Genomic DNA, 26555 nt, shown 5'->3' on the forward strand with positions numbered 1-26555 from the left:
ATGTTCGATATGTGCAACAGTGATGCGCTTTTTATGCTGTATTTGCACCTTATTAGATCCAATACACTGTGTCCATCAAATGAACCCCCGAATACTTAATGAGGAATAGATGATGAACAACACCCTGATCCGCAACCTGACTCTGGCGACCACCCTGCTGAGTGGCGCCGCACTGGCCGCCCCCCTGAGCGTGACCGTCTACAACCCTGGCGAGAAGGCGATCTTCCCGGTCTCCTCCTCACTGGTGACCGGTGACAAAGAGGCCATCCTGATCGATGCCCAATTCGATGTGCAAAATGGTCAGGCGCTGGTCGACATGATCAAGAAGAGCGGCAAGAAGCTGACCACTGTCTATATCAGTGCCGGTGACCCCGACTTCTACTTCGGTCTGGAGCCGGTCATGGCGGCGTTCCCGGATGTCAAAGTGCTGGCCGATCAGCATGTGGTTGACCACATTAACCAGACCAAGGATGCCAAGCTGAGCTACTGGAGCCCGATCCTCGGCAAGGGCGCACCGAAGAGCCTGACCGTACCGCAAGTGATGACCGCCAGCCACCTGACGTTGGATGGCGAGAAGATTGAAATCAAAGAGATGAATACCCCGAATGCCTACCTCTGGGCCCCTTCCATCAAGACTGCTTTTGGTGGTGTGCCGGTTTACCACGGGGTGCATGTCTGGATGGCGGACAGCCAGACCAAGGCGGCCCGCAGCAACTGGGTCAAGGCGCTGGACAACCTGCTGGCCCTGAAACCCGAGCGCGTGGTGCCGGGCCACTTCCTGGGGACTGCTCCCAAAGGCACTGCCGCTGTGACCTTTACCCGTGACTATGTAGAGCGTTTCGAGCAGGAGCTGGCCAAGGCGAAAAACTCCGGTGAGCTGATTGAGGCTCTGAAGAAGGCCTACCCGGCGCTGCCGGTTGATGATGGTCTGGCCATCGGTGCCAAGGTCAATACCGGCGAGATGAAGTGGTAAGCCACTGAGCCTGCTTTCCCTGTGTTTTTTTACCGGGCCTCAGGGCCCGGTTTTTTATCCAAGATTTAAGTGAGAATGACGATGAACGCACAGCAAACCACCCTCCATTATGTCTATGACCCGCTCTGTGGCTGGTGCTATGGTGCCGCCCCCCTGTTGCAGGCGGCAGCCACCATTGACGGACTCAAGATCGAGCTGCATGCGGGCGGTCTCTGGCTGGGTAGCCGCCGTCAGCCGATGGGCGAGGCATTGCGTGATTATGTGCGCCCCCATGATCAGCGGATCGAGGCGCTGACCGGCCAGCATTTTGGCGAACGCTACTTTAACGAACTGCTGCTGCGGGAAGGCTGTCTGCTGGACTCCGAGCCGCCGATCCGTGCGGTCTTGGCCGTCACGGCCTTGGGGGGCGATGGGCTGGCCATGTTGCACCGGATCCAGCAATCCCACTATCGGGATGGGATCTGGATTGGTGAGCTTGCGTTTCTTGCCACGCTGGCGGCAGAGCAGGGAATTGCAGCCGAGGCATTTCAGCAAGCTTATCTGCAGGCCCCCTTGCTGCAACATCTGGCAGATAGCCAGGGCTGGATGAAACGGCTGGGTGGTCAGGGTTATCCCACCCTAGGGTTGATGCACAACGGTAAGGTGAGTGCTGTGCGAGTGGCTGACTTTTTGGGCGATCCTGCCGGGTTGCGTCAGCATCTTCTTGAGTTGATGGAATAGTTATTAGAATGTGAACGGACAAGGTCTCTTTAGAAGTGGAGTGAACAGGCCGATACTCCTGTATGCAGAAACGATATGAAAGCCTTCGACTTTCTGCTTGCAGACTATGCTCTATGTGACCATTCCCGGCGGATGTTGCGGGAGTGCAGACTCATTTCAAGGAAGCCCCCATATGTTCAAAAACATGTCTATCGGCCAGAAACTGAGTGCCGGATTCGCCATCCTGGCACTGCTGGTACTGGGCTTGGCCTGGTTCTCCATCAGCCAGTTGGCAAAGCTCTATGGTGATACCGAAACCATTACTGACAACCTGCTGCCGTCAACCCGCTATGCCAGCCAGATGCATGTTGCCATTCTGGATGCGCGCCGCTCAGAGTTGGCACAGGTTATCGGGGGGCTTAACAAGGATGATCAGGAGGTGAGTGAGCGAGCGCAGACATTCAATAAGGCCAGGCAGGAGTTTGAGCAAGCAGCGCAGAAATATGGCGCATTGGAATTTAGTACCGAAGAGAAACAGGTTTATGAGCAGGTTGTTGCGGCGGGGGCCAAGTATTTTGCGGTGCATGACCAACTGTTGAGCGCCTTTGCTGCTGGCGATCTGGAGCGTGTCAGAAGTCTGCGCAAAAACGAAACCCGGGTCGCTCTGGAGGAGGTGGGAGCAAAATCCTATCGCCTGCGGGAAATCAACAACGAGATTGCAGCTCAGATGACAAAAGATGTGGAGGCGCTCTACAGCAGTGCCAGAACCATGAGCATCATCGTCAGTCTGGTGACGCTGGGTTTTGTGGTGGCAATTGCCTGGCTGCTGACCGGTCAGATCCGCAACCCCGTGATGGCGTTGCTGGAACAGACCCGGCGGGTCTCCTCTGGTGATCTCACCTCCCGTATCGATATGCAGCAGTTCAACAACGATGAACTGGGAACCCTTGCCAAAGGGTTTGGTGAAATGCAGACCAATCTGCGCACCCTGGTGAGTGAAGTGTCGGGCTCTGTGGTGCAACTGAGTTCCGCCGCGGAGGAGATCAGCTCTGTTGCCAGCCAGTCAGCCAACAACATGAATGCTCAGCAACATGAGCTGAATCAGCTGGCGACGGCGATGAATGAGATGCAGGCTACGGTGCAGGAGGTCTCTCGCAATACCAGCGATGCGGCCAGTGCCGCCACCTCGGCCAGTGAGACGGCCGAACTTGGTGCGCAAACGGTGAATGACTCCATTCAACGTATCGAACGGGTCGCCGGTGCTATCGAGAGTACCGCGGTGGTGATCCGCCAACTGGGCGATGACAGCCGCAATATCGGCATGGTGCTGGAGGTGATCCGCGGCATTGCCGAACAGACCAACCTGCTGGCATTGAACGCGGCGATTGAAGCAGCCCGTGCCGGTGAGCAGGGACGGGGGTTTGCGGTGGTGGCCGATGAGGTGCGTACTCTGGCCAAACGTACTCAGGACTCCACCTCCCAGATCAATACCATCATTGCCGAGTTGCAGCAGCGTGCCGAACAGGCGGGCAGTACCATGCAACAGAGTCAGGAGCTGATGAACACCACGGTTGCTACCGCTCGGGAAGCTGGCGAGTCTATCTCCCAGATCAGTGGCTCGGTCAGCAGCATCTCCCACATGAACATCCAGATTGCAACGGCCACCGAAGAGCAGGGAGCGGTGAGCGAGGAGCTCAACCGTAACGTGGTCAATATCAGCCATGCTTCTGAAGAGGTGGCTGCCGGTGCCACCCAGATGGCTCAGGCGTGCAACGAGTTGAACCATCTGGCTACCCAGCTGCAGGATATGGTGCGCCGTTTCAGGGTGTAATCTCTCGGCGAGTCAAACAGCCCGATTACCGTGAGGTGATCGGGCTTTTCTGTTTTGGTAGGGCAGCCAGAGAGGTTCACTGCAAGTGGATGACTTGTCCAGCCGGACGATATTGTGCATGCTGATGGCCCATTTTCCAGGCAGGACTCTTGCTGTATGAATCTTCGCGATCTCGAATATCTGGTGGCGCTGGATGAGGAAAAACATTTTCGCAAAGCCGCTGAACGCTGCTTTGTCAGTCAACCCACCCTGAGCGGCCAGCTGCGCAAGCTGGAGGATGAACTCGGGGTCATTCTGATCGAACGTACCTCGCGCAAGGTGCTGTTTACTCCGGCTGGCGATGCCATGGCCCATCAGGCGCGTCGGGTGCTCAAGGAGGTGCGTGAGCTAAAGAGCATCGGTCAGCACTTCTCCGAGCCGATGTCCGGGGAGATCCATATCGGTTTTATTCCGACCGTGGGCCCCTACCTGTTGCCCCGCATTATCCAGACCCTGCGTGAGCGTTTTCCCCAGCTGGAGTTCTACCTCTATGAGGAGCAGACCCAAACCCTGCTCAAACGGCTGGAAGAGGGGGAGCTGGATTGCGTCATTCTGGCCGAGATGCCGGGGATGGAAGGGTTTGGTTCAATCCAGCTCTATCATGAGCCGATGTGGTTGGCGGTGCCTTGCCATCACCCCGAAGCACAGGCCAGACAAGTGCCACTCGGCAATCTCAAGGGCAAGAAATTGCTGATGCTGGCCGATGGCCACTGTTTGCGGGATCAGGCGATGGGCTTCTGTTTCGCTGGCGGGATAGGTGAGGATCAACGCTTCAAGGGGACCAGTCTCGAGACCCTGCGCAACATGGTGGCCGCCGGTAGTGGTATGACTCTGGTGCCAAAGTTGGCCGTACCTGCCGATCATGATGAGGGAGGGGTGAGCTATCGACCTGTGGTTGACCCTGTGCCGGGGCGTACCATCTCGCTGCTCTATCGCCACTACTCGGTGCGTCGCCCCTGTTTCAACGAGTTGGCCGCCTCGATCGCCACGCTGATGAGCAAGCAGTTGGCCCAATAAAAAAACCGGCAGCCAAGGCTGCCGGTTTTGCTTCTGCCGCGATAACGACTTAGAAAATATCGTCGGTAGAGACAGGCCCTTCTACATCGGGGTTGTCACCGCCGTAGACCTGATTGCCATCCGAGCTTGGTGCTGCGTAGCGGGTCGGCTCGGTCCCTTCCTTGAAGTATTCGTCGGTGCCGCCACTGGTCGCCAGCAGGCCGGTTTCGCTATCAATCTTCACCGTCATGATCCCCTCGGGAACCGGCATCTTGTGCTCCGGCAGCTTTTTGAGGGCGACTTTCATGAAGTCGATCCAGATAGGCTGCGCGGCGCCACCGCCAAATTCGGCACGGCCAAGGCCACGCTGGTGGTTGTCAAAACCGATCCATGAGGTAGCAACGATGTCCGGGGTGTAGCCGGAGAACCAGGCATCCCGCGATTCGTTGGTGGTACCGGTTTTACCGGAGATGTCGTGACGTTTCAGGTCGCGGGCTGCACGCCAGCCGGTACCACGCCAGCCGTTGCCACCCCAGATGGCTGTGCTCAGGGTGTCGGTGATCAGGAATGCACTCTGGGCACTGATGGTATGCGGGGCGATGGTTGGCGCGAGAGGGGTCTGCGTGCCATCTTGTGCGGCTCCATCAACAGTTGGTTCCGGCAGTGTGCTCTGCTCGGGGGCGGCCTGCTGTTCGCAGGTGGTGCAAGCAATAGCAGGATTGGCCTGATAGAGGGTGTTCTCCAGACTGTCGGTCACTTTGTCGATGAAGTATGGGGTCACCAGGAAGCCACCGTTGGCCAGAACCGAGTAACCACGCACTACCTCGAGGGGGGTGAATTCGGCAGCACCCAGCGCCAGCGACTCATGGGGAGAGATGAAGTCGCGAGGGAAACCAAAGCGGGTCAGACCGTCAATATAGGTATCCAGACCGATGGCGCGCATTAGTCGAACCGACATCACGTTCTTGGACTTGGCCAGACCCAGACGCAGCGGGGTGGGGCCATCATAAACGGCCGGGGAGTTCTTGGGCTGCCACATGGGCCCTTTTGACGGATCCCACTGGTTGATCGGCGCATCGTTGATGAGCGACGCCAGGGTATAGCCATGCTCCAGCGCGGTCGCATAGAGGAAAGGCTTGATATTGGAACCGATCTGGCGACGCGCCTGATCGACCCGGTTGAATTTGGAGAGTTCGAAGCTGAAACCACCAACCACTGCTTCCAGTGCCCCATTTTTCGGGTTCATGGCAACCAGCGCGGCGTTCACATCCGGGATTTGAGCCAGCAGCAACTCTTCGCCCTCTTCCCGTACCCAGATCTGGGCGCCGACTTTCAGCACATCGCGCGCCGATTTCGGGGCATAGCTCTGACGGTCGTCGGTAATAAAGGAGCGGGCCCATTTAATGCCATTCCAGCCGAGCTCTGCTTCCTTGCCATTTTTCAGTACCAACGTGGCGCTGCGATCACCGAGCTTGGTCACGACCGCCGCCATCAGCGGATCATAAGTGGGCTGCTTGCCAAGGTGAGCGACAATCTGCTCGTAATCCCAGGCTGTCTCGCCTGCCTTCCACAACTGAGCCGTCGGGCCGCGATAGCCGTGGCGCATATCATAGGCAAAAACGCCATCCAGCAGCGCCTGTCTGGCTGCCCGCTGACGTTCGGCAGAGACAGTCGTGTAGACGTGCAGGCCCATGGTATAGGCATCTTCACCGAACTGCTCGACCATCTTCTGGCGCACCATTTCCCCCAGATAGGGGGCGTGCAGGGTCACTTCGGCGCCGTGAAAACGGGCCTTGATCGGCATCTTGGACGCTTCGTCAAACTGAGCCTGGGTGATCTTGCCGGTTTCCAGCATCCGGCCCAGCACCACGTTGCGGCGAGCAAAGGCGCGTTCGGGGGAGCGGATGGGGTTGAGCATGGAGGGAGCTTTCGGCAGACCGGCAATGATGGCGATCTCGTCCAGTCCCAGATCCTTGACCTCTTTACCAAAGTAAACCTGTGCCGCAGCACCGATCCCGAAGGAGCGATAACCAAGGGGGATCTTGTTGAGGTACAGTTCGAGGATCTCGTCTTTTGAGAGATTCTGCTCGATCCGCCAGGCCAGGAAGACCTCCTTGATCTTGCGGATAATGGTCTTCTCATTGCTCAGGAAGAAGTTGCGGGCAACCTGCTGGGTGATGGTACTGGCACCCTGACGGGCATGGCCGGAAACAGCCCAGACTGATGCGGCTCGAATGATGCCTATCGGGTCAATGCCCGGGTGCTCATAGAAACGTGCATCTTCGGTTGCCAGTACGGCATCGATCATGGGTTGCGGAATTTCGTCCAGACGCAACGGAATGCGACGAATTTCGCCATATTGGGCGATCAACTCCCCATCCCGGCTGTAAACCCGCATCGGGGTTGCCAGCTTGACGTCACGCAGTGCGGTGACATCGGGCAGTTGGGGTTTGATATAGAAGTAGATACCGATGAGGCTGGCAACACCCAGCACAGCACCCAGCATCATGACAATAAACAGGCGAACGAGCCATTTCAGCATGGAAGAACTACCAATCGTCTTAAAATTAGCCAACGGGCGCAGAGTATAGCCCTTTTGCCATCGGGAATTCGAGGTTTTCCTGTGGCGAGCCACCCATCTCAAAAGGATGCGAGAGGTTAGCACTACAGGGAGCAATTACCAAGGAGGGCCACTTGCCACGAAGAAAGCGAGATGGGTCACTTTTCGGCATAAACTTTATGACATTGATAGTTAGAGCATTTAGGATGAGTAAAGCACTCCTCTGATTCGGGTGTCCTACACTCTGTTCAGGAATAAAACCAAATAACGCATGGATGTGTATATGTTTGGGCTTTTTAACAAGGGATCCCTCCTCCCTCTGGTGGGCATTGATTTCGGCAGCCAGACCATCAAGGCCGTTACCCTCAGTGGCCGACCCGGCAAGCTTCATCTCGAATCTGTCGCAGATATTGCCACCCCGAAAGGGACGCTGGTTGACTATCAATTGCAGGATATCGAGCGCGTCAGCCAATCTCTCAAGACTCTCAAGCGTCTTATTCCAACTCATAGCGACTATGCCGCCACTGCGGTGACCGGCTCCAACGTGATAACCAAGGTGATCCAGATTGATGCCCGCCTCAGCGACAAGGAGCTTGAGAGTCAGGTGCAGCTGGAGGCCGAGCAGATCATTCCCTTCCCCCTCGATGAAGTGAGCCTCGACTTTGAGGTGCTGAGCACCAACAACAGTGAAGATCGTCAGGATGTGCTGCTGAGTGCAGCCCGCACCGAGAGTGTCAACGGCCGGGTCAGCGCCCTTGCCGAAGCCGGTATTGCCGTCAAGGTGGTGGATGTGGGCGCCCATGCGTTGGGGCGTGCCGTGGTGGCCTGTCTGCCCGAATTGCAGGAGAGTGAGCGGCCAATCGGGGTGATAGACATAGGTGCCAGTGCCATGACCTTTGCGGCGCTGGTCAAGGGGGAGGTGATCTACTCCCGCTTGCAAAACTTCGGCGGCGATCAGTACAGCCAGGCGCTCTCCTCCTTCTATGGCATGACGCTGGATGAAGCTGAGCAGGCTAAAACCAAAGGTACCTTGCCTGTTGACCATGAGCTGGATGTGCTGATGCCCCACATCAACTCGCTGCTGCAGCAAGTGCGGCGCAATATCCAGCTCTTTTGCAGTTCATCCGGTTATCGCGACATCGCAAAACTGGTGCTGACGGGGGGAGGCAGTCTGCTACCCGGTTTGTTGGTTCAGGTAAAAGAAGAGGTCAATTGTGAGGTGTTGCACCCGGATCTGTTCGCCCTGTTTGGCAAACCAAAAGGGGAGGCCGAACTGGTACATGGCGCTAAATATATGACGGCATTCGGGTTGGCTCTGAGGAGTTTCATACCATGTCAAATATAAACCTTCTGCCCTGGCGTGAAGCCCGGGCCCAGCGCCAAAAGAAACAGTTCGGGGCCTTGCTTGGGATTTTTGTACTAGCCACGGTCGCGCTGGGATTTTTTGCCAACTGGCTGGTTGATCGCCAAATCGTCGCCCAGCAGCAGCGCAACCAGCGGCTGGTTCAGGAGATGACTATTCTGGATGCCCAGCTGGGAGAGATCCGTCTGCTCAAAGAGCGTCGCAAGGAGCTGATCGATCGGATGCAGCTCATCGAGCAGTTGCAGATGCGCCGCAATGTGCCCGTCCGCCTCTTCAATCAGCTGCCTTCATTGGTGCCCAACGGGGTTTACCTCAACACCCTCTCGATGCAGAACAATATTATTGATGTAAATGGCAAGACCGAAGCCTATGGTCGGGTGGCCAGTATGATGCGGCGGATTGATGGTTCCGGCTGGTTGGGCCAATCAAAGATAAGCACTATATTTGCTGCTGATGTTGCGCCAGTGTCATTGAGCCAGTTTTCCATGATGTTCCTGATCGCCAACAATGCTGCGGCTGCAGGGAATGTGGCCAAGGAGCAACAATGAACCTTCAGCAACTCAACGAGTTGGATATCAATGACATAGCAAGCTGGCCAAAATGGGCAAAAGGGGTCTTCATCTTTTTTTGCTGCGTGTTGACCGGCGGCGCCATCTACTACTACGTGATTGCCAACTCACTGACCAGTTTGACTCAGGAAGTAGGGAAGGAGACCGAGCTGAAAGCCCAGTTTGAAAGCAAGGCGATGCTGGCTGCCAATCTGGGGGCATACAAGGCACAAATGGTTCAGCTTGAGCAACTGGTTGATACCCAGCTCAAGCAGTTGCCCAATACTCATGAGGTCGCCGGTCTGCTGGACGATATCAGCTTTATTGCTACCGACAACGGCTTGAAATTGAACCGGATCAACTGGGAACCCGAGGTAAAGCACGAGTTTTCAACCGAGCTACCAATGCGTATCGAAGTCGTGGGCACTTACCATGAAATTGGCAAGTTCACCGCTGACATGGCTGCTTTGCCCCGTATCGTCATTCTTGACTCCTTCACTCTGGGTCAGAGCAAGGATGAAGGGGAGCTGATTTCGATGTCGATGTTGGCCAAGACCTACAAGTACAACGGTAAAACAGTGGAGCCGAAACAATGAGACGCATCTGCTGGTTGTTACCTGCCCTCTTGCTGGCGGCGTGTGGTGGCCAGGAGGACATGGATAGCTATGTCGCCCAGACCAAAGCAAGGCCACCCATACCTATCGAACCCTTGCCCGAGCTGAAGCCTTTTTCCCCTATGCATTACCAGCAACGCGAGTTGCGCAGCCCCTTCATGGTTCCCCAGCCTGAGGCGACGGTCGGAAGTACAAACACTGCCAAGGCTCAGCCGGATTGTGCTCAGACCCTGATGGATCGTGAGAAAGATGTGCTGGAAAATTATTCGCTGGCCAGTCTGTCGATGCATGGCTCTTTGGGTAAGGCGGGTCAGTTGTGGGCCTTGATCAGCACCCCGGATGGCAAATCGATGCGGGTCGGGCTCAACCAGTATATGGGGCTTGATCAGGGCCGAGTCATCAAGATCACTGACACTGCCGTGGATTTGCTGGAAACCATTCCGGACGGGAAGGGGTGCTGGGTAACAAGAGAAACCCAGTTGGCGATGGCCAATGTGCAAGAAAAACAATAATCAGGGACGAACAGCAATGAGAACAACAATAGAGAGTGTATCCAAAGTGGCTTTGCTGTTTTGCGCCAGCGCCCTCAGTCAGGCGTGGGCAGTGGCAACCCTGCAGGAGATCAAGGTCAATCCGCTGCTTGCCGATCAATTGCTGGTGGAGCTCAGTTTCAGTGAGCCGGTCACGGGCTTTACCGATCGTCTCTCTTACCAACCCAATCAGCTGTTGTTGCATGTTCCCGGTGCGGTAGGGGCGCTGAAAGTGAACCCGCTGCCGATCCAGCGCCTAGGGGTAGATAATATCAAGGTTGAGGGTAAGGGCGCAGGTCTGGATATCAAGATCGCACTCGATCAGCTTGCTCCCTATCAGGTGCAGCAACAGGGGAACAAATTACTGGTGTCATTGGGCGAGGGGGCCTCTTCCGGGCTCATCAATGGTGAGAGCGCGCTGATTGCACCCGCAACCTCGGCTACTCCTGTGCCAGCGCCCTCTTCGATGGCGGCCACACCCTCTCCCTCGGCGCTGCTCAATCCTCAGGTTGTCGCTCGGTCGATGCCTGTTGCGCCCGTGACAACGCCGGTAGCAACACAGCCTGCCAGCAAGCCGGTGCTCAACAACTATCAGAGCAGTGGGGGCGGCGCCTACTTCAACTCGGTTACCGGTGTGGATTTTCGTCGTGGCAAAGATGGCCAGGGGGAGTTTCTGGTCACGCTGGATAACAGCTCGGCCGCTGTTGATGTGAGCAGCCGCGGCCAGACTGTACTGGCCAAGTTTCATGGCACTCGGGTACCGGATGGCTTGCTTAATCTGATCAATGTGCAGGATTTTGCAACGCCGGTCTCTCAGGTTGAAGTCTCCCGGCAGGGCAGCGATACCCTGTTTGAACTGTCGATCAATGGTCAGTTTGATTACCGTTACGATCAGGCAGACAAGCTCTTCATTATCGAGGTGAAAAAGCGGACAACGGCCACGGCATCCAAGCAGTATCAGGGAAAGCCCATCTCATTGAACTTTCAGGATATTCCAGTCCGTACCGTGCTGCAGCTGATTGCCGATTTCAACAACCTTAACTTGGTAACTACAGATTCGGTAGCAGGCAATATTACCCTGCGTCTGGATGGGGTGCCGTGGGAGCAGGCGCTCGACATTATTTTGAAGGTACGGGGTCTGGATAAGCGGTTGGATAACAACATCTTGCTGGTAGCGCCTGCAGAAGAGATCGCAACACGCGAGAAGCAGCAACTTGAGAGCCGCAATCAGGTTGCTGATTTGGCGCAGCTCTATACCGAGTATCTGCAGATAAACTATGCCAAGGCCTCGGAAGTGGCGGCCCTGCTCTCTTCCGAAAGTACCAAGTTGCTGTCACCCCGTGGTGCGGTGAGCGTGGACGAGCGAACCAACGTGCTGGTGGTCAAGGATACCGCCGATGTCATCAGCAGCATCAAACGGATGCTCGATATTCTCGATATTCCGGTCAAGCAGGTGGTTATCGAGGCGCGGATGGTGACCATTGACGACGGTTTTGATGAAGCGCTCGGGGTGCGGTGGGGGGTGACCAAAAACGATGGTCATGGCAACAGTACGTCCGGTTCCATCGAGGGGAATGATGGCTCTGGTAACAACAATGGTGGTTCGACAATTACCAGACCGACAGCAGACGATCGGTTGAACGTCAACCTGCCGGTGACCAATGCGGCCGGTACTTTGGCCTTCCAGGTTGCTCGTCTGGCTGATGGCACCTTGCTGGATCTCGAGTTGTCGGCGCTGGAAAAAGAGAGCAAGGCCGAGATTATCGCCAGTCCGCGGGTGACTACGGCGAACCAGAAACCGGCATTGATTGAACAGGGTACCGAGATCCCCTATGTGGAGTCCTCTTCCAGTGGCGCTACCTCGGTGACCTTCAAAAAGGCGGTATTGAGCCTGAAGGTGACCCCGCAGATCACCCCTGACAATCGGGTTATTCTCGATCTGACCGTGACTCAGGATACCAAGGGTGAAACGGTACCAACCGGTACCGGTGATGCGGTTTCCATCAACGCCCAGTCCATCACCACTCAGGTGCTGGTGAACAATGGCGAGACCCTGGTGCTGGGCGGTATTTATCAGCAGACCATTAAGAGCGATGTGACCAAGGTGCCGCTGCTGGGTGACATTCCCGGATTGGGGGCTTTGTTCCGCAAGACCACCAGCGAGAACAAAAAGCGGGAGTTGCTGATTTTCGTGACGCCCAAGATAGTCACCGACGCCTTCTGAATGCTTTACATGTGAAGGTAAAACACATATAACCTTACGCCCCAATGAGGCTGGGGCGTAAGGGCTGCGGTTGCCAGTCCCGATATCTATTGAGATAATCCCCCTCCTGATCCATCGCAAGATAAGGTTCATAGGTACCCCGATCCAGTATTTATCGGGGTCGTACAGTTTGTAATTACTAACGAAAAGACATGGCTGAGAAACGCAATATTTTCCTGATAGGTCCCATGGGTGCGGGCAAGAGCACCATAGGTAGACATCTGGCAGAACAACTGCATATGGAGTTTTTCGACTCAGATCATGAGATTGAGCGCCGCAGTGGTGCTGATATCGGCTGGGTGTTCGATGTTGAAGGCGAAGAAGGTTTCCGGATTCGCGAAGAGAAGGTGATCGGCGAATTGTCAGAGCAGCAGGGTATCGTGCTGGCGACGGGTGGCGGTGCCATCAAGAGTCGCGAAACCCGCAACAAGTTGTCTGCTCGTGGCATCGTGGTCTACCTCGAAACCACTATTGAAAAGCAGCTGGCGCGCACACAGCGAGACAAACGCCGCCCTCTGCTACAGACCGAAGAACCGGCACGCGAAGTGCTGGAACGTCTGGCACAAGAGCGCAATGCCCTGTATGAAGAGGTTGCCGACTTTGTTGTGCACACCGATGACCAGAGCGCAAAAATCGTTGCCAATCAAATTGTAAAGCTGATCGGTATGTAATCTAGAGGACGTCCATGGAACGGTTGAAGGTCGAACTGGGTGAACGCAGCTATCCCATCGAGATAGCTGCCGGGTTGTTGCAGCGCCCCGAGGCGCTGGTATCGACCATCAAGGGCAAGCGGGTGATGATAGTGACCAACACGGTTGTTGCTCCGCTCTATCTTGAACGGGTAACCGCTCTGCTGTCGGGTTTTCAGGTTGAACACCTGATCCTGCCTGACGGTGAGGCATACAAGAACCTGGCGACCTTTGAGCAGATCATGTCTGCTCTGCTTGAAACCAACCATGGGCGCGATACGACACTGATCGCTCTGGGGGGCGGCGTGATCGGGGATGTGGTGGGCTTTGCGGCAGCAAGCTATCAACGTGGCATTCCTTTTATCCAGATCCCGACCACTCTGCTCTCCCAGGTTGACTCCTCTGTTGGCGGTAAAACCGCTGTCAACCACCCCCTCGGCAAGAACATGATTGGGGCTTTTTATCAGCCCAAACAAGTTGTTATCGATACCGAATGTCTGAGTACCTTGCCCGCCCGCGAATTTGCCGCAGGGATGGCCGAGGTGATCAAGTACGGCATCATTTGGGATGCTGATTTCTTCAGCTGGCTGGAGCAGAACATGGTGCGTCTGCAACAGCTGGAACCTGCCGCGCTGGCCTACGCCATCAAACGCTGCTGCGAGATCAAAGCCGATGTTGTCGGTCAGGATGAGACCGAGCACGGCGTCCGTGCGCTGCTCAATCTGGGTCACACCTTTGGTCATGCCATCGAGGCCGAGCAGGGGTATGGTAACTGGCTGCACGGTGAAGCAGTATCCGCTGGCACCATGCTGGCAGCCTGGACTGCGCAGGCCCGTGGCGATATGAGCGAAGCGGACGTTGCGCGAGTGCGCGCTCTGCTGCTGGCCGCCAATCTGCCCATTCATGCGCCTGCCGAGATGGATTTCGCCGCCTTTATTCGCCATATGCGCCGTGACAAGAAGGTGCTGGAAGGCAAGCTGCGTCTGGTGTTGCCGGTTGGCATCGGCCATGCGCAGGTGGTGGGGGATGTGTCCGATGCCGAGTTGCTGGCGGTGATCGAGTCTGGTCGTGACGAATAAACTGCTAAAACTTCCTTCCCAGCGGCAGCTGGTTGACCGGCTGCTGCATCTGATTGAATTCAATCACCCTTTCATTTTTCTCTCCGGTAAACCCGGTTGTGGTCGCGGTACCCTGTGCGAATCCCTGCTCGGCTTGTTGCCGGAAAAAGTGCGGGTGGTAAGCCTGATTGGTACACCTGCCATGAAGATGGTGGATGTACGCCAGCTGTTGTTGCCACAGGTGGTGGCGCGCCCGCTGTTCAATCCACAGGATGCGCTGGCGGAGAGCTTCTTTCGCATGCTGGAGGGGAGCAAGCCTGCCACTCTGCTGCTACTGATAGAGCGGGCCGATCAGTTGCCGGCCGAACTGCTGGGAGAGTTGTGGGCGATCATCCGTCATAACGATACACTGGCGGCGCCCCATCAGCTGGCCATTATTGTCTCGGGCAGTGACGTCTGGTGTCGTACGCAACGGCCGCAGCTCAAAGGGCGTGCCATGCCAGCCCTTGAGCTGGAAGTGCCGCCACTGAGCCCGCCCGAGCAGCGCATCTTCTTGTATGAAAAAGCCAAAGAGCTCAAGATCCCGGCGACCCTCTTGCCCAAGCCGCAAGTGGAGGAGATCCTGAAAACGGCGAACGGACATCCGTCCACCATCATGCAGTCACTGGAGGATATCATGACCGACAGAAGGCCCAAGAAGCGTCAGGCGGAGTTGCCTGTCAAGAAGATTGCCACTGCTATTGCGCTGGTCGCTGGCGGCCTGCTGGCGCTGAGCTACCTGCTGCCTGCGCTGTTTGACAATGAAAGCAAACCGGCGCTGCAGGATCCGGCGCAGAACACGGCATTGCCGATCCCGGTAGCGGGAGGCGATCCCCTCACCGCTGGCGGTTCGAATACCGATGCCGCTGCACAAGGCGCGCAAAACAGCGATGCAGCCAGCAATCCCAATGGGGTTGTGAAAGATTGGCAGCCGGAAGCGAAAGTGCTGCCCAAATCGGTGGAGAGCGAAACTGTGACCACCGAATCAACCAATTACGAAGGGCGTCGGGTGGTGATCTCTGACGAGGTCGTGCAAAAGCTGATGACCGAACCCAAGGTAAGCGGCGCTCTGCCTACTGACGTGGTGGACGAGCTGACCGGCAAGAACCCGAGTGGCAGAGCCCCCAGTGGTGCGGTCGCAACCACAGCTCCGGCCAGTACCGCCAAGGCACAGAATCCGGTGACAACCGCAACACCTGCTGCTGCCACCAAAACTGCCAGCAACGAGCCGGTTGCCGCGCCTGCACCCAAGGTGGCCCTGACACCGGTCGCCACCTTGAACAAGAAGCCGCGCAACCACTACAGCGTTCAGCTGATGGGGGCGAGCAACACCAAGGCGGTGGATCAATTTGTTGCCGAGCATGGTCTGGCGGGCAAGGTCTGGGTCTATCAGACCAAATTCCGTGGCAGCCCCTGGTATGTGGTGCTGCAAGGGGATTATGCCGGTCTGACCCAGGCCAAGAGTGCCATTCGCAAGCTTCCGCCAGCCTTGCTGAAAGGTCAGCCCTGGCCCAAGTCGTTTGCACAGGTACAAAAAGAGCTGAAGCAATAGCCTTGATACCGGATAAGGGGGTAGAATCGTCCCCCTTTTTGGGTCTTGCCTTCTTACACACCGGATTTCCATGAAAAAAACACGCGCTTTTTTAAAATGGGCCGGGGGAAAATACTCCCTGGTTGAAGAGATTGCCGAGCGCCTGCCGGCCGGGCGTGTGTTGCTGGAGCCCTTCGTCGGGGCCGGGTCTGTGTTTCTCAACACCGACTACGACGCGTATGTGCTCAACGACATCAATCCGGATCTGATCTGCCTGTACAACCACCTCAAGCTGACGCCGGACAGTTTCATTGCCGAGGCGCGCAAGCTGTTTGTGGCAGAGCACAACCACAAGGCGGCCTATTACCGGCTGCGTACCCAGTTCAATCAGACCGAGACCACCTTCGAGCGGGCACTCTTGTTCCTGTTCCTCAACCGTCACGGTTTCAATGGATTGTGCCGCTACAACAAGAAGGGCGGCTTCAACGTGCCGTTCGGTTCCTACAAGAAACCCTATTTCCCGGAAAAAGAGCTGTGGGCCTTTGCCGAAAAGGCGCAGAAGGCGACCTTTATCTGCGAGAGCTACGCCGACGCCATCAAGCGTGCCGAAGAGGATTGGGTTATCTATTGTGATCCACCCTATGCGCCGCTCTCCACTACGGCGAGCTTCACCACCTATGCCTCCGGTGGGTTTACCCTGGATGATCAGGCGATCCTGGCGCGACTGGCCCGCCACACAGCCGCTCACAAAGGGGTGCCGGTGCTGATCAGCAACCATGATATCGAGCTGACTCGTGAGCTTTATCGCGGTGCCCGCCTCGACGAAATTCTGGTCAAGCGCACCATCAGCCGCAATGGCGGCACCCGCAACAAGGTGGCCGAGTTGCTGGCGCTCTATCCCCCCGGTATCGAGCCGGAGCAGGGCTACTATCCCAGCGACAGTGAACTGCTGCCGCTGACGTAATAGACCATGCGGCGCCCAGGGGCGCCGTTTTTTTATGGGCGCGCCTGGGCTCGTGCCGATGCCGCAAAACCCGGGTTGCTGGGGGAGGGGAGGCGATTGCCCCATTTACCCCGCATTCGAGTCGTTTTCGCCCGCCTTTTACGTTAAAATTGCGCCGCTTTTTCTCCCTGGCTGCCAATGGATGATGCTGATGAAAGACTTTCTGATTGCCCCCTCGATCCTCTCTGCCGATTTTGCCCGTCTGGGTGACGATGTAGCCAAGGTACTGGCTGCTGGTGCCGACGTGGTTCACTTCGACGTGATGGACAACCACTATGTCCCCAACCTGACCATTGGCCCCATGGTCTGTCAGGCGCTGCGTGACTACGGTATCGAGGCCCCCATCGACGTGCACCTGATGGTCAAGCCGGTGGATCGCATCATTCCCGATTTTGCCAAGGCCGGTGCTTCCCTCATCACCTTCCATCCGGAAGCGTCCGATCACGTTGATCGTTCTCTGGGCCTCATCAAGGAGATGGGCTGCCAGGCCGGTCTGGTGCTGAATCCTGCTACCTCGCTCTCCTGCCTCGAGTATGTGATGGACAAGCTGGACGTGATCCTGCTGATGTCGGTCAACCCGGGCTTCGGTGGCCAGAGCTTCATCCCCGGCACCCTCGACAAGCTGCGTCAGGTGCGTCGTCTGATCGACGAGAGTGGCCGCGATATCCGTCTCGAGATCGATGGTGGGGTGAAGGTCGACAACATTCGCGAGATCGCCGAAGCGGGTGCCGACATGTTTGTCGCCGGCTCTGCCATTTTCAGTCAGCCTGACTACAAGGCGGTGATCGACAAGATGCGTGCGGAGCTGGCTCATGTCACACGCTGAGCGCGCATTTGATTTGGTGCTGTTCGATCTGGACGGCACCCTGATTGACAGCGCCGCCCAGCTGGCGCTGGCGGTCAATCTGACTCTGGCAGACCTCGGTCTGGCGCAGGCCGATGAAGCGGTGATCCGTACCTGGGTTGGCAACGGCGCCGACAAGCTGATCCAGCGGGCGCTCGCCTATCGCGAGGCCGATCCCGAGCTGTTTGCCAAGGCCAGACCGATCTTTTTCCAGCACTACAACGCTTGCCTGCTGCAAGGGCTGGCGATGTATGACGGGGTGGCGCAGAGTCTGCGCCGTCTGCAAAGCCTGGGCTACAAGCAGGCGATCGTCACCAACAAGCCGAGCGATTTCGTGGCACCCATCCTCGATGCCCTTGGCATCAGCGATTGTTTCGAACTCTGGCTTGGCGGCAACTGCGTGCCGGTCAAGAAGCCGAGCCCGGAGCCCTTGCTGCACGCTTGCCAAGAGTTGGGGGTGAGCCCGGCTCGCACTCTAATGGTGGGCGACTCCGAAAATGACGTGCTGGCGGCCAAGGCGGCTGGCATGAAGGTGGTGGGTCTTACATACGGCTACAACTATGGCCGTCCCATCGCCGACTCCCATCCAGACTGGGTATTCGAGCAGTTTGCCCAGCTCGATGCACTTTTGGTCTAATAGCGCAGCTGGGCTGGCTGAATAACAAGGATTAACACACTCATGACTAAACCAATCGTATTGAGCGGAGCGCAACCCTCCGGTCAACTGACCATCGGCAACTACATGGGGGCCCTGCGTCAGTGGGTCAACATGCAGGATGAGTTCGACTGCCTCTACTGCATCGTCGACCTGCATGCCATCACCACTCGTCAGGACCCGGCAGCCCTGCGCAAAGCTTGTCTGGACGCAGCCGCCCTCTATCTGGCGGTCGGTATCGATCCCAAGAAGAGCACCGTCTTCATCCAGTCTCACGTGCCGCAGCACGCCGAGCTGGGCTGGATCCTCAACTGCTATACCCAGATGGGTGAGCTGTCGCGCATGACCCAGTTCAAGGACAAGTCCGCCCGTTTCGAGAACAACGTCAACGTCGGCCTGTTCGGTTATCCGGTGCTGATGGCCGCTGATATTCTGCTTTATCAGGCCAATCAGGTACCGGTCGGCAACGACCAGAAGCAGCATCTGGAGCTGACCCGCGACATCTGCACCCGTTTCAACAACCTCTATGGTGAGGTGTTCACCATGCCGGAGCCCTTCATTCCGACCGAAGGTGCGCGGGTGATGAGCCTGCAGGATCCGACCAAGAAGATGTCCAAGTCGGATGACAACGAGGCCAACTTCATCGGCCTGCTGGAAGATCCCAAGCAGATCGTCAAGAAGATCAAGCGTGCGGTGACCGATTCCGACGAGCCGGCGGTGGTGCGTTTCGATCCGGAAAACAAACCGGGTGTCTCCAACCTGCTGACCCTGATGTCCGGTGTGACCGGACGCTCCATCCCCGAGCTGGAGCAGCACTTCGAAGGCAAGATGTACGGTCACCTCAAGACCGAAACCGCCGAAGCCGTGGTTGCGCTGCTGGAACCGATTCAGGCCCGTTTCCACGAGTTGCGTCAGGATGAGGCCCATCTGATCGCGATTCTGGCAGAAGGCGCACAAAAGGCGCGCGAAAGAGCTGAAAAAACCCTGACCAGCGTATATGATGTAGTCGGCTTCGTTCCTCGAGCCTGACATACTGGGAAGGTGTAGTAGAAGAGAGCTGGGTATTTGCCTGGCTTTCTTTATTTTCTGCCCGGCTATTTTGTTTAATTTCTTTATTTCAACGTGGGTAATATCCCCAAGAGAAAGCATGCCTGTTCAACCAACTATTTCTGCTGAAGAGCTGAGTGACAAAGGTCACTGGCTACGTAAATTTCGCAAGGCGAAAAACCTCAATACCCTGCAGTTGATGGTCTCCAATGCCATCGACAAGCACCATAAAACCCCTGCCGTTGCTGCCGCCATCTATCTGGCCGAGTGTCAGCGTGAACGGGAAATGGAACAGGGTCGTTATCTCGATCGTTAATTCTCTGCTGTTGGTTATCTCATGCTGTTGTTGATCGATAACTACGACTCTTTTACCTGGAACCTGGTGCAATATTTCGGCGCCCTGGGACAAGAGGTTGTGGTCAAGCGCAATGATGAACTGACGCTTGATACCATCACGCAACTCTCCCCCCGTTTTCTGGTGATCTCTCCCGGTCCCTGTACGCCCAATGAGGCGGGGATCTCTCTCGACGCCATCAGCCACTTTGCTGGCAAGCTGCCCATTCTCGGCGTCTGTCTTGGTCATCAGTCGCTGGCGCAGGCCTTCGGCGCCCGCGTAGTGCGTGCCCGTCAGGTAATGCACGGCAAAACCTCGCTCATCCGCCATCGCAATGAGGGGGTGTTCAAGGGGCTCAACAACCCGCTGCGGGTGACCCGTTACCACTCGCTGGTGGTGGAGCGCGACACGCTGCCTGACTGCTTCGAGATCACCGCCTGGAGCGAGCATGCCGATGGTTCGTTTGACGAGATCATGGGGCTGCGCCACAAGACGCTCCCCATCGAGGGTGTTCAGTTCCATCCGGAGAGTATTTTGAGCGAGCAGGGCCATCAGTTGCTGGCCAACTGTCTGGCGCGTTCATAAAAAGTTGTGATCGCCTTCTCAAGTTCGAGAGAAGGCAAAAAAAATTTCCCTGACACTTTATTCACCCCCTCTCCTGCCCAAATTATCTCTTGCCAAGCCCCCCTGAGTCGTTATGCAATGCGGTTGCCTAAAATCTCAAGAGCAATCGAACATTGTTCCTTACAGGCCGTCTTGTTACAGACTTTTTACTTTATTTCTGTGATAATCCCGTCACGTTTACACGGATTTAACTTTTGGGCGGTGGATTATTCTGTCGCCGAATCGAAGGAGAGCTATATGTCAGAGTTGTTGGCAGTGACACGTGAAGTGTTTGATGAAGTGATGGTTCCCAACTATGCGCCCGCCAAGATCATCCCGGTGCGTGGTGAAGGGTCACGTGTCTGGGATCAGGAAGGGCGCGAGTATGTCGACTTCGCCGGTGGCATCGCTGTCAACGGTTTGGGTCACTGTCATCCCAAGCTGGTCGAGGCCCTGAAAACCCAGGGCGAGAAGCTGTGGCACCTCTCCAACGTCATGACCAACGAGCCGGCCCTGCGTCTGGCCAAGAAGCTGGTCGCCGCCACCTTCGCCGACAAGGTCTACTTCTGCAACTCAGGCGCCGAAGCGAACGAAGCCGCTCTCAAGCTGGCTCGCCGCTACGCCATCGAGAAGTTTGGCGAGCAGAAGACCCAGATCATCGCCTTCAATCAGGGCTTCCACGGTCGTACCTTCTTTACCGTCAGCGTCGGTGGCCAGGCAGCCTACTCCGATGGCTTCGGTCCCAAGCCCGGTGACATTACCCATGTTCCCTACAACGATCTGGCCGCGCTGGCCGAGGTGATCTCCGACAACACCTGCGCCGTGGTGATGGAGCCGCTGCAAGGGGAGGGGGGCATCATTCGTCCTACCGACGAGTTTGCTAAAGGGGTGCGCGAGCTGTGCGACAAACACAATGCCCTGCTGGTGTATGACGAAGTGCAGTCAGGGGTCGGTCGTACCGGCGAGCTCTACGCCTACATGGGGCTTGGCGTCACGCCGGACATCCTCACCAGCGCCAAGGCTCTGGGTGGCGGTTTCCCCATCGGCGCCATGCTGACTACCAACGAAATAGCCTCTTACCTGAAAGTGGGCACTCACGGCTCTACTTACGGTGGCAACCCGCTGGCCTGTGCGGTGGCGGAAGCAGTGATCGATGTAATCAATACCCCGGAGGTGCTGGCGGGTATCAAGCAGCGCGAGCAGCTGTTCCGTGATGGGCTTGAAGCCATCAATGCCAAGTACCACTGCTTCAGCGAAATCCGCGGCAAGGGGCTGCTGCTGGGCGCAGCCCTGAGCGAAGAGTACAAGGGGCGTTCGCGCGACTTCCTGCTGGCCTCCATCGATCAGGGGCTGATGGCGCTGGTTGCCGGCACCAACGTGGTTCGTTTTGCTCCTTCGCTGGTGATCCCGGAAGCGGACATCAAGGAGGGGCTGGCCCGCTTCGAGAAGGCGGTCGCCCAGGTGGTTAACGCCTGATCCAAATTGAGGTGGGGAGCCCTCCCGGCAGGAGCCGGGACCCCACCTGACGTCAATGAAAGGGAGTTGTCATTTATGTTGGTTATCCGTCCCATCGAGCAAAAAGATTTTGCCGGGCTCAAGACCTGCGCCATCGAGTCCGGCACCGGCATGACCTCGTTGCCCGTCAATGATGAGCTGCTGCAGCGCAAGATCGACGCTTCTACCCAGACTTTTTCCGACAAGCCGGCCGGCAAAGGGGACTGCCTCTACTTCTTCGTGGCCGAGGATCTCGAGACCGGCGAGATGGTAGGGACCTGCGCCATCGATGCGGCTGTTGGTCTCTCCCAGCCGTTTTACAACTACCACATCGGCAAGGTGGTGCACTCTTCGCCCAAACTCGGTATCTACAATGTGGTCGAGACGCTGACTCTCTCCAATGACTACACCGGCAATACCGAGCTTTGCACCCTGTTCCTGCGCGAATGTGCCCGAGAGGGGCTCAACGGCCGCCTGCTCTCCAAGCACCGTTTTCTGTTTATGGCCGAGCACCCCGAGCTGTTTGACGAAACCGTCTTTGCCGAGATGCGCGGCGTCTCCGATGGCAATGGCCACAGCCCCTTCTACGAGTGGCTGCAGACCCATTTCTTCTCGATGGACTTTCCCACCGTCGACTATCTCACCGGTATCGGCAAGAAGCGCTTCATCGCCGAGCTGATGCCCAAGTACCCCATCTACGTCAACTTGCTGAGCAAGGAGGCGCGCGCCGTCATCGGCCAGACCCACGAGAAGACCCGCCCGGCCATCAAGATGCTGCAGGACGAGGGATTCGTGAATCGCGGCTATGTCGATATCTTCGATGCGGGGCCGGCGGTCGAATGCGAATTGAAGAACATCCGCAGCGTGCGTCGCAGCCAGAAACTGAGGGTGCTGATCGGCGAGCCCATCGGCGGCCGTACCCACCTGCTCTGCAACAGCCGTTTCGAACAGTACCGTGCCTGCTACGGCAATATCCGCGTCGATCTCGACAAGCACGAGGCCATCATCCCGCCCAAGATGGCGGCGGCACTCAAGGTACAGGATGGCGACATGGTGCGGGTAGTCGACCTCGACTGAGGCAGACAGGACAAGCAAATTGATTATCAAGCAGGCAGCCGAGGCTGCCTGTCAGCGACAGGGAGTGAATGGATGAGCCAGTTAGTGCAATTTATCGACGGTCAGTGGCTTGCTGGTGAAGGCAAGCCGTTCGAGTCACGGGATCCGGCCAAAAACGAGGTGATCTGGCAGGGCGCTGCCGCCAGTGCGGCTCAGGTCGATGCGGCCGTCAAGGCTGCCCGCGCCGCCTTCTACCACTGGTCTGATATGGATCTCGAGGATCGCCTGACCATAGTGCGTCGCTATGCCGACCTGCTGGGTGAGCACAAGGAGGCGTTGGCGCTGACTATCGCCCGCGAAACCGGCAAACCGTTGTGGGAGACCCGCACCGAAGTGGCCGCCATGCAGGGCAAGATCGCCATCTCCATCCGCGCCCATGACGAGCGTACCGGTACGGTGGAAAACCCCATGCCGGGCGCCAAGGCGTATGTCCGTCACAAGCCCCACGGTGTGGTGGCGGTGTTCGGCCCCTACAACTTCCCGGGCCATCTGCCCAACGGCCACATAGTGCCAGCGCTGATCGCGGGCAATGCCGTGGTGTTCAAACCCTCCGAGCTGACCCCCATGGTGGCGGAAGCCATGCTCAAGGTGTGGCAGGAAGCGGGACTGCCCAAGGGAGTGCTCAATCTGGTGCAGGGCGAGGTCGAGACCGGCAAGGCGCTGGCGGGCAACCCCGATATCGACGGCCTCTTCTTTACCGGTTCATCCCGTACTGGTCATTTCCTCCATCAGCAGTTTGCCGGTCAGCCGGGCAAAATTCTGGCCCTCGAGATGGGTGGCAACAACCCGCTGATCGTGAAAGAGGTGAGTGACATCGACGGGGCCGTCCATGCCATCGTCCAGTCGGCGTTTATTACCTCCGGTCAGCGCTGCACCTGCTCGCGTCGCCTGTTTGTCGAGCGCGGCGAGCGTGGCGATGCCCTGGTCAAGCGACTGGTCGAGGTGGTGGGCAAGATCAAGGTCGGCCTCTATGACGCCACAGAACAGCCGTTTATGGGGGCGATGATCAGCGAGAAAGCTGCGATTGGCATGGTCGAAGCACAAGCCAACCTGCAACAGCTGGGCGGCGAGAGCCTGCAGGTGCTTGAGCACCTGAAAGCGGGCACCGGCTTTGTCTCCCCGGGCATCATCGATGTCACTGCGATCAGCGCGCTGCCGGACGAAGAGTACTTCGGCCCGCTGCTGCAGTTGATCCGCTATGACGATTTCGATGCGGCCATCGATCTGGCCAATGCCACTCGCTACGGCCTCTCGGCCGGTCTGCTGGGTGACAAGGAGGCGGACTGGAATCACTTCTTCAAGCGGATCCGTGCCGGCATCGTCAACTGGAACAAACCCATAACCGGTGCCTCCAGTGCCGCGCCGTTTGGCGGTATCGGCGCTTCCGGCAACCACAGGGCGAGCGCCTACTACGCCGCTGACTACTGTGCCTATCCGGTTGCGTCGGTCGAAGACAGCAAGGCGGCTATGCCTGAGCAGCTCTCGCCGGGCCTCTTCTTCTAAACAGACAACTACAAGGGGCACCCATCGGGGCCCCGTTTCGTACCCGCAATCAAAGGAAAGAGAGATGCAAAAGGATATCGACACCCTGTTTAGTCATCTGTGGGACAACTACATCAAGGTGACACCAAGCGCCCTTAAAGTGCATGCCCTGCTGGGGGGCGGTGAGCCCATCATCAACGACCACATTGCCTTTCGTACCTACAACCTGCCCAAACTGGGGCTGGAGAAGCTGGCCGCCCACTTTCTGGCACTCGGTTACGAGCAGAAGGGAGAGTATGTGTTCAAGGCGAAGAAGCTCAACGCCAAGCACTTTGAGCACAAGGATCCCGATGCTCCCAAGGTGTTTATCAGCGAGCTGAAGGTCGAAGAGCTCTCCGCAGGCGCGCAGGCCATCATCCACAAGCTGGCGGATCAGGTGCCCGAGCATCTGACCGATACCCCGGCATTTCTCTACGCCGGTGCCCCCTGGCAGGTCTCTTACGCTGATTACCAGACCCTGCTGGCGGAGAGCGAGTATGCTGCTTGGATGGCAGCCTGGGGTTATCGTGCCAACCACTTCACGGTCAATATCAACAAGTTGAAGGACTTCGACACCATCGAGCAGGTCAACGCGGCGCTCAAGGCGGCGGGTTTTGTCCTCAACAGCGTGGGTGGCGAGGTGAAAGGGGATCCGCAGGTCATGCTGGAGCAATCCTCCACCATGGCCGACAAGGCGGATGTGCCGTTCAGCGATGGGGTGCGTACCATCCCGAGCTGCTTCTACGAGTTTGCCCTGCGCTACCCGCAACCAGACGGCGTGCTCTATCCGGGGTTCGTCGAGGCGTCGGCCGACAAGATCTTCGAATCGACCAACGCCATGTAAAGTTCGGTGAGCGGCACGGGTTGTGCCGTGCCACTTGGCATGAGAACGCCTCCCCTGTGGAGGCGTTTTGTTTGCAGTTGGTGGCGGTGCCCTCTCTGGTTATCAATGACTTAAGAGGAGAGGGGTTATGATTTTTGCTGGTGTTTGGTGTGGTCGAATTGTTGATAAAAATGTGAACGAGATCACTCGATACGCCACAGATTGACGCAGGCAAGTGGGCAAAAAGGAGTAGAATGACGCTTTATTTTTGCGGGGCCAATCGATGCCTAACTATCACTTTTTCAAGCAAGGTCAGTCGCTTACCTATCTCGATGCGAATGCACCCAGCTATAGCGATGAGCGTCGACATCTGGTTGCACAGGGTTTTGCTGCCATTGCTGCGCCCACCTTCGCGGATAGTCCGAGCAAGGCGCTGGAGTTGCTGTGCGCTCATCAGAAGCAGCATGAGTTGCATGCCGATGGCTTTACTCTCACGGTGTCTGAAGTACCTGCGTCTGCGGCCTCCCTCTCGGGCAAATAGGTCGGGCCAATAGGTCGGGCAAACAGGCGTCAGCCAGTTACGAGTCGGGGAGCTGACAGGCTCCCCGAAAATGATTGCAGTTGTGCCCTGGCACGGTGGCTATGCCCCTGTTATCTCGGGTGCCACTCTCCCTCAAGCACCAGCACGGTATCCATACCTGCCGTCTTGCCTGCCTCAAGCCCGATCTGGGTATCTTCAAACACCAGACAGTTGGCCGGATTGGCCCCCAGCTGTTCGGCTACCTGCAAGAAGGTGTCCGGGTGCGGCTTGTGGTTGATGACGTCATCGGCGCTCACCACCACAGAGATATAGGCGTCGAGACCGGTACTCTTCAGGATCGACTCCGCCTGATTGCGCGGTGAGCCGGTGCCAATCCCCATCTTGACCTTGCCGTGATAGTGCCTGACCAGCTCCCACATCCGGGGGAAGACGCTGACCTTGTCGATATGCTCCATGTAGAGGGCAATCTTGCGGCGGGCGAAGGCGTCGGTGTCTACCTCCAGCCCCTGCTGCTCGGCCAGCATGGCGATGATCTTGCGAGTCGGAATGCCGCCGTACTGGTAGAGCTGCTCGCGCTTGAAGGGGATGCCGAATTCGGCGCAGGTGAGCTCCCAGGCATCGAGATGGAGGGGCATGGAATCAACCAGGGTGCCATCCATATCAAAAATCAGGGCATCGTAGTGATCAAACCGGTACTGCTCGCTCATGGGGACTCCTTGGCTAAATGGGGCAGGCTAGCAGATTGAGGGTTTTGATTGTGGGATCGGTCTCATGGTTGAGGATGGCCGGCCGTGGTTTTTTCTCTCTCTTGCTGATTTGTGAGACAATAATTCGCTCAATG

General features: G+C 57.2%; 25 protein-coding genes. 23 read left to right on the forward strand and 2 right to left on the reverse strand.

Annotation, left to right across the window (positions count from 1 at the left end; translation table 11 throughout):
* The first annotated feature begins 112 nt into the window (after window positions 1–112).
* The 4 genes from ACTG1P_RS18680 to oxyR all read left to right on the forward strand — a co-directional run bounded on the left by ACTG1P_RS18680 (window position 113) and on the right by oxyR (window position 4559).
* Window positions 113–973 carry a Vmh family MBL fold metallo-hydrolase gene (locus ACTG1P_RS18680; RefSeq protein ID WP_005335035.1) on the forward strand — a complete coding sequence of 287 codons (861 nt, stop codon included), beginning with the start codon at window positions 113–115 and terminating at the stop codon, window positions 971–973.
* 75 nt (window positions 974–1048) lie between these two features.
* Entirely contained in the window at window positions 1049–1693 is a 645-nt protein-coding gene (locus ACTG1P_RS18685; RefSeq protein WP_440001918.1) for a DsbA family protein, read from the forward strand.
* Window positions 1694–1865: 172 nt separating this feature from the next.
* On the forward strand, window positions 1866–3503 hold the full coding sequence (locus ACTG1P_RS18690) for a methyl-accepting chemotaxis protein (protein WP_440001919.1): 1638 nt from the start codon (window positions 1866–1868) through the stop codon (window positions 3501–3503).
* A 156-nt stretch (window positions 3504–3659) separates the two neighbouring features.
* Entirely contained in the window at window positions 3660–4559 is a 900-nt protein-coding gene (oxyR, locus tag ACTG1P_RS18695) for a DNA-binding transcriptional regulator OxyR (RefSeq protein ID WP_005354003.1), read from the forward strand.
* A 49-nt stretch (window positions 4560–4608) separates the two neighbouring features.
* Here the strand turns inward: oxyR and ACTG1P_RS18700 are convergent, their stop codons facing one another.
* Window positions 4609–7080, reverse strand: coding sequence for a penicillin-binding protein 1A (locus ACTG1P_RS18700; RefSeq protein ID WP_151286595.1), 2472 nt, complete (start codon window positions 7078–7080; stop codon window positions 4609–4611).
* Between the two features lie 301 nt (window positions 7081–7381).
* Between ACTG1P_RS18700 and tapM the strand changes: the two genes are divergently transcribed.
* From tapM to ACTG1P_RS18795, 19 genes are all read left to right on the forward strand, one after another.
* Entirely contained in the window at window positions 7382–8443 is a 1062-nt protein-coding gene (gene tapM / locus ACTG1P_RS18705) for a PilM family type IVa pilus assembly protein TapM (RefSeq protein WP_278167841.1), read from the forward strand.
* Entirely contained in the window at window positions 8431–9009 is a 579-nt protein-coding gene (tapN, locus tag ACTG1P_RS18710; protein WP_139476498.1) for a PilN family type IV pilus biogenesis protein TapN, read from the forward strand. The genes tapM and tapN overlap by 13 nt, the downstream gene beginning before the upstream one ends.
* On the forward strand, window positions 9006–9605 hold the full coding sequence (gene tapO / locus ACTG1P_RS18715) for a PilO family type IV pilus biogenesis protein TapO (protein WP_440001920.1): 600 nt from the start codon (window positions 9006–9008) through the stop codon (window positions 9603–9605). Before tapN ends, tapO begins: the two co-directional genes overlap by 4 nt.
* Window positions 9602–10135, forward strand: coding sequence for a pilus assembly protein PilP (locus tag ACTG1P_RS18720; protein WP_440001921.1), 534 nt, complete (start codon window positions 9602–9604; stop codon window positions 10133–10135). Before tapO ends, ACTG1P_RS18720 begins: the two co-directional genes overlap by 4 nt.
* A gap of 16 nt (window positions 10136–10151) precedes the next feature.
* A complete protein-coding gene (gene pilQ / locus ACTG1P_RS18725) occupies window positions 10152–12377 on the forward strand; it encodes a type IV pilus secretin PilQ family protein (RefSeq protein ID WP_236376219.1) in 2226 nt (741 codons plus the stop codon).
* Window positions 12378–12568: 191 nt separating this feature from the next.
* On the forward strand, window positions 12569–13087 hold the full coding sequence (aroK, locus tag ACTG1P_RS18730; RefSeq protein ID WP_005335014.1) for a shikimate kinase AroK: 519 nt from the start codon (window positions 12569–12571) through the stop codon (window positions 13085–13087).
* 14 nt (window positions 13088–13101) lie between these two features.
* Window positions 13102–14184: a 3-dehydroquinate synthase gene (gene aroB, locus ACTG1P_RS18735; protein WP_021229792.1), complete on the forward strand. Its 1083-nt coding sequence runs from the start codon at window positions 13102–13104 to the stop codon at window positions 14182–14184.
* Window positions 14174–15754: an SPOR domain-containing protein gene (locus ACTG1P_RS18740; protein ID WP_440001922.1), complete on the forward strand. Its 1581-nt coding sequence runs from the start codon at window positions 14174–14176 to the stop codon at window positions 15752–15754. Before aroB ends, ACTG1P_RS18740 begins: the two co-directional genes overlap by 11 nt.
* Window positions 15755–15824: 70 nt before the next feature.
* Complete coding sequence (locus ACTG1P_RS18745; protein WP_005335008.1) at window positions 15825–16697, forward strand: Dam family site-specific DNA-(adenine-N6)-methyltransferase; 873 nt, start codon at window positions 15825–15827, stop codon at window positions 16695–16697.
* Between the two features lie 190 nt (window positions 16698–16887).
* Window positions 16888–17562, forward strand: a complete 675-nt coding sequence (rpe, locus tag ACTG1P_RS18750; protein WP_005335006.1) for a ribulose-phosphate 3-epimerase — start codon at window positions 16888–16890, stop codon at window positions 17560–17562.
* Window positions 17549–18217 carry a phosphoglycolate phosphatase gene (locus ACTG1P_RS18755; RefSeq protein ID WP_042082626.1) on the forward strand — a complete coding sequence of 223 codons (669 nt, stop codon included), beginning with the start codon at window positions 17549–17551 and terminating at the stop codon, window positions 18215–18217. Before rpe ends, ACTG1P_RS18755 begins: the two co-directional genes overlap by 14 nt.
* A gap of 42 nt (window positions 18218–18259) precedes the next feature.
* Window positions 18260–19264, forward strand: coding sequence for a tryptophan--tRNA ligase (gene trpS, locus ACTG1P_RS18760; RefSeq protein WP_005362251.1), 1005 nt, complete (start codon window positions 18260–18262; stop codon window positions 19262–19264).
* 118 nt (window positions 19265–19382) lie between these two features.
* Window positions 19383–19598, forward strand: coding sequence for a hypothetical protein (locus ACTG1P_RS18765; protein ID WP_005334997.1), 216 nt, complete (start codon window positions 19383–19385; stop codon window positions 19596–19598).
* Window positions 19599–19619: 21 nt separating this feature from the next.
* Window positions 19620–20201: an aminodeoxychorismate synthase component II gene (locus ACTG1P_RS18770; RefSeq protein WP_440001923.1), complete on the forward strand. Its 582-nt coding sequence runs from the start codon at window positions 19620–19622 to the stop codon at window positions 20199–20201.
* A gap of 276 nt (window positions 20202–20477) precedes the next feature.
* Window positions 20478–21695 (forward strand): aspartate aminotransferase family protein, encoded by a 1218-nt coding sequence (locus ACTG1P_RS18775; protein WP_440001924.1) that lies wholly within the window; start codon window positions 20478–20480, stop codon window positions 21693–21695.
* Window positions 21696–21770: 75 nt separating this feature from the next.
* Window positions 21771–22790 (forward strand): arginine N-succinyltransferase, encoded by a 1020-nt coding sequence (gene astA, locus ACTG1P_RS18780; RefSeq protein ID WP_019446361.1) that lies wholly within the window; start codon window positions 21771–21773, stop codon window positions 22788–22790.
* 72 nt (window positions 22791–22862) lie between these two features.
* Window positions 22863–24332 carry a succinylglutamate-semialdehyde dehydrogenase gene (astD, locus tag ACTG1P_RS18785; RefSeq protein WP_440001925.1) on the forward strand — a complete coding sequence of 490 codons (1470 nt, stop codon included), beginning with the start codon at window positions 22863–22865 and terminating at the stop codon, window positions 24330–24332.
* A gap of 64 nt (window positions 24333–24396) precedes the next feature.
* Window positions 24397–25194, forward strand: coding sequence for a DUF1338 domain-containing protein (locus tag ACTG1P_RS18790; protein WP_071913116.1), 798 nt, complete (start codon window positions 24397–24399; stop codon window positions 25192–25194).
* 262 nt (window positions 25195–25456) lie between these two features.
* A complete protein-coding gene (locus ACTG1P_RS18795) occupies window positions 25457–25714 on the forward strand; it encodes a hypothetical protein (protein ID WP_042029754.1) in 258 nt (85 codons plus the stop codon).
* A 110-nt stretch (window positions 25715–25824) separates the two neighbouring features.
* Here the strand turns inward: ACTG1P_RS18795 and ACTG1P_RS18800 are convergent, their stop codons facing one another.
* Window positions 25825–26421 carry an HAD family hydrolase gene (locus ACTG1P_RS18800; RefSeq protein ID WP_440001926.1) on the reverse strand — a complete coding sequence of 199 codons (597 nt, stop codon included), beginning with the start codon at window positions 26419–26421 and terminating at the stop codon, window positions 25825–25827.
* Between the last annotated feature and the right edge of the window lie 134 nt (window positions 26422–26555).

Origin of the sequence: Aeromonas sp. 11P, from assembly GCF_051920165.1 — a bacterium.
Lineage (GTDB): Bacteria > Pseudomonadota > Gammaproteobacteria > Enterobacterales > Aeromonadaceae > Aeromonas > Aeromonas veronii.

Coding starts and splice junctions, on each gene's coding strand:
- ACTG1P_RS18685 (WP_440001918.1), top strand. CDS start 1,049: ATGACGATGAACGCACAGCAAACCACCCTCCATTATGTCTATGACCCG.
- aroB (WP_021229792.1), top strand. CDS start 13,102: ATGGAACGGTTGAAGGTCGAACTGGGTGAACGCAGCTATCCCATCGAG.
- astA (WP_019446361.1), top strand. CDS start 21,771: ATGTTGGTTATCCGTCCCATCGAGCAAAAAGATTTTGCCGGGCTCAAG.
- aroK (WP_005335014.1), top strand. CDS start 12,569: ATGGCTGAGAAACGCAATATTTTCCTGATAGGTCCCATGGGTGCGGGC.
- ACTG1P_RS18700 (WP_151286595.1), bottom strand. CDS start 7,080: ATGCTGAAATGGCTCGTTCGCCTGTTTATTGTCATGATGCTGGGTGCT.
- ACTG1P_RS18795 (WP_042029754.1), top strand. CDS start 25,457: ATGCCTAACTATCACTTTTTCAAGCAAGGTCAGTCGCTTACCTATCTC.
- ACTG1P_RS18755 (WP_042082626.1), top strand. CDS start 17,549: ATGTCACACGCTGAGCGCGCATTTGATTTGGTGCTGTTCGATCTGGAC.
- tapN (WP_139476498.1), top strand. CDS start 8,431: ATGTCAAATATAAACCTTCTGCCCTGGCGTGAAGCCCGGGCCCAGCGC.
- tapM (WP_278167841.1), top strand. CDS start 7,382: ATGTTTGGGCTTTTTAACAAGGGATCCCTCCTCCCTCTGGTGGGCATT.
- ACTG1P_RS18790 (WP_071913116.1), top strand. CDS start 24,397: ATGCAAAAGGATATCGACACCCTGTTTAGTCATCTGTGGGACAACTAC.
- ACTG1P_RS18690 (WP_440001919.1), top strand. CDS start 1,866: ATGTTCAAAAACATGTCTATCGGCCAGAAACTGAGTGCCGGATTCGCC.
- ACTG1P_RS18800 (WP_440001926.1), bottom strand. CDS start 26,421: ATGAGCGAGCAGTACCGGTTTGATCACTACGATGCCCTGATTTTTGAT.
- ACTG1P_RS18720 (WP_440001921.1), top strand. CDS start 9,602: ATGAGACGCATCTGCTGGTTGTTACCTGCCCTCTTGCTGGCGGCGTGT.
- ACTG1P_RS18775 (WP_440001924.1), top strand. CDS start 20,478: ATGTCAGAGTTGTTGGCAGTGACACGTGAAGTGTTTGATGAAGTGATG.
- ACTG1P_RS18770 (WP_440001923.1), top strand. CDS start 19,620: ATGCTGTTGTTGATCGATAACTACGACTCTTTTACCTGGAACCTGGTG.
- trpS (WP_005362251.1), top strand. CDS start 18,260: ATGACTAAACCAATCGTATTGAGCGGAGCGCAACCCTCCGGTCAACTG.
- ACTG1P_RS18765 (WP_005334997.1), top strand. CDS start 19,383: ATGCCTGTTCAACCAACTATTTCTGCTGAAGAGCTGAGTGACAAAGGT.
- ACTG1P_RS18680 (WP_005335035.1), top strand. CDS start 113: ATGAACAACACCCTGATCCGCAACCTGACTCTGGCGACCACCCTGCTG.
- ACTG1P_RS18745 (WP_005335008.1), top strand. CDS start 15,825: ATGAAAAAAACACGCGCTTTTTTAAAATGGGCCGGGGGAAAATACTCC.
- oxyR (WP_005354003.1), top strand. CDS start 3,660: ATGAATCTTCGCGATCTCGAATATCTGGTGGCGCTGGATGAGGAAAAA.
- tapO (WP_440001920.1), top strand. CDS start 9,006: ATGAACCTTCAGCAACTCAACGAGTTGGATATCAATGACATAGCAAGC.
- pilQ (WP_236376219.1), top strand. CDS start 10,152: ATGAGAACAACAATAGAGAGTGTATCCAAAGTGGCTTTGCTGTTTTGC.
- rpe (WP_005335006.1), top strand. CDS start 16,888: ATGAAAGACTTTCTGATTGCCCCCTCGATCCTCTCTGCCGATTTTGCC.
- astD (WP_440001925.1), top strand. CDS start 22,863: ATGAGCCAGTTAGTGCAATTTATCGACGGTCAGTGGCTTGCTGGTGAA.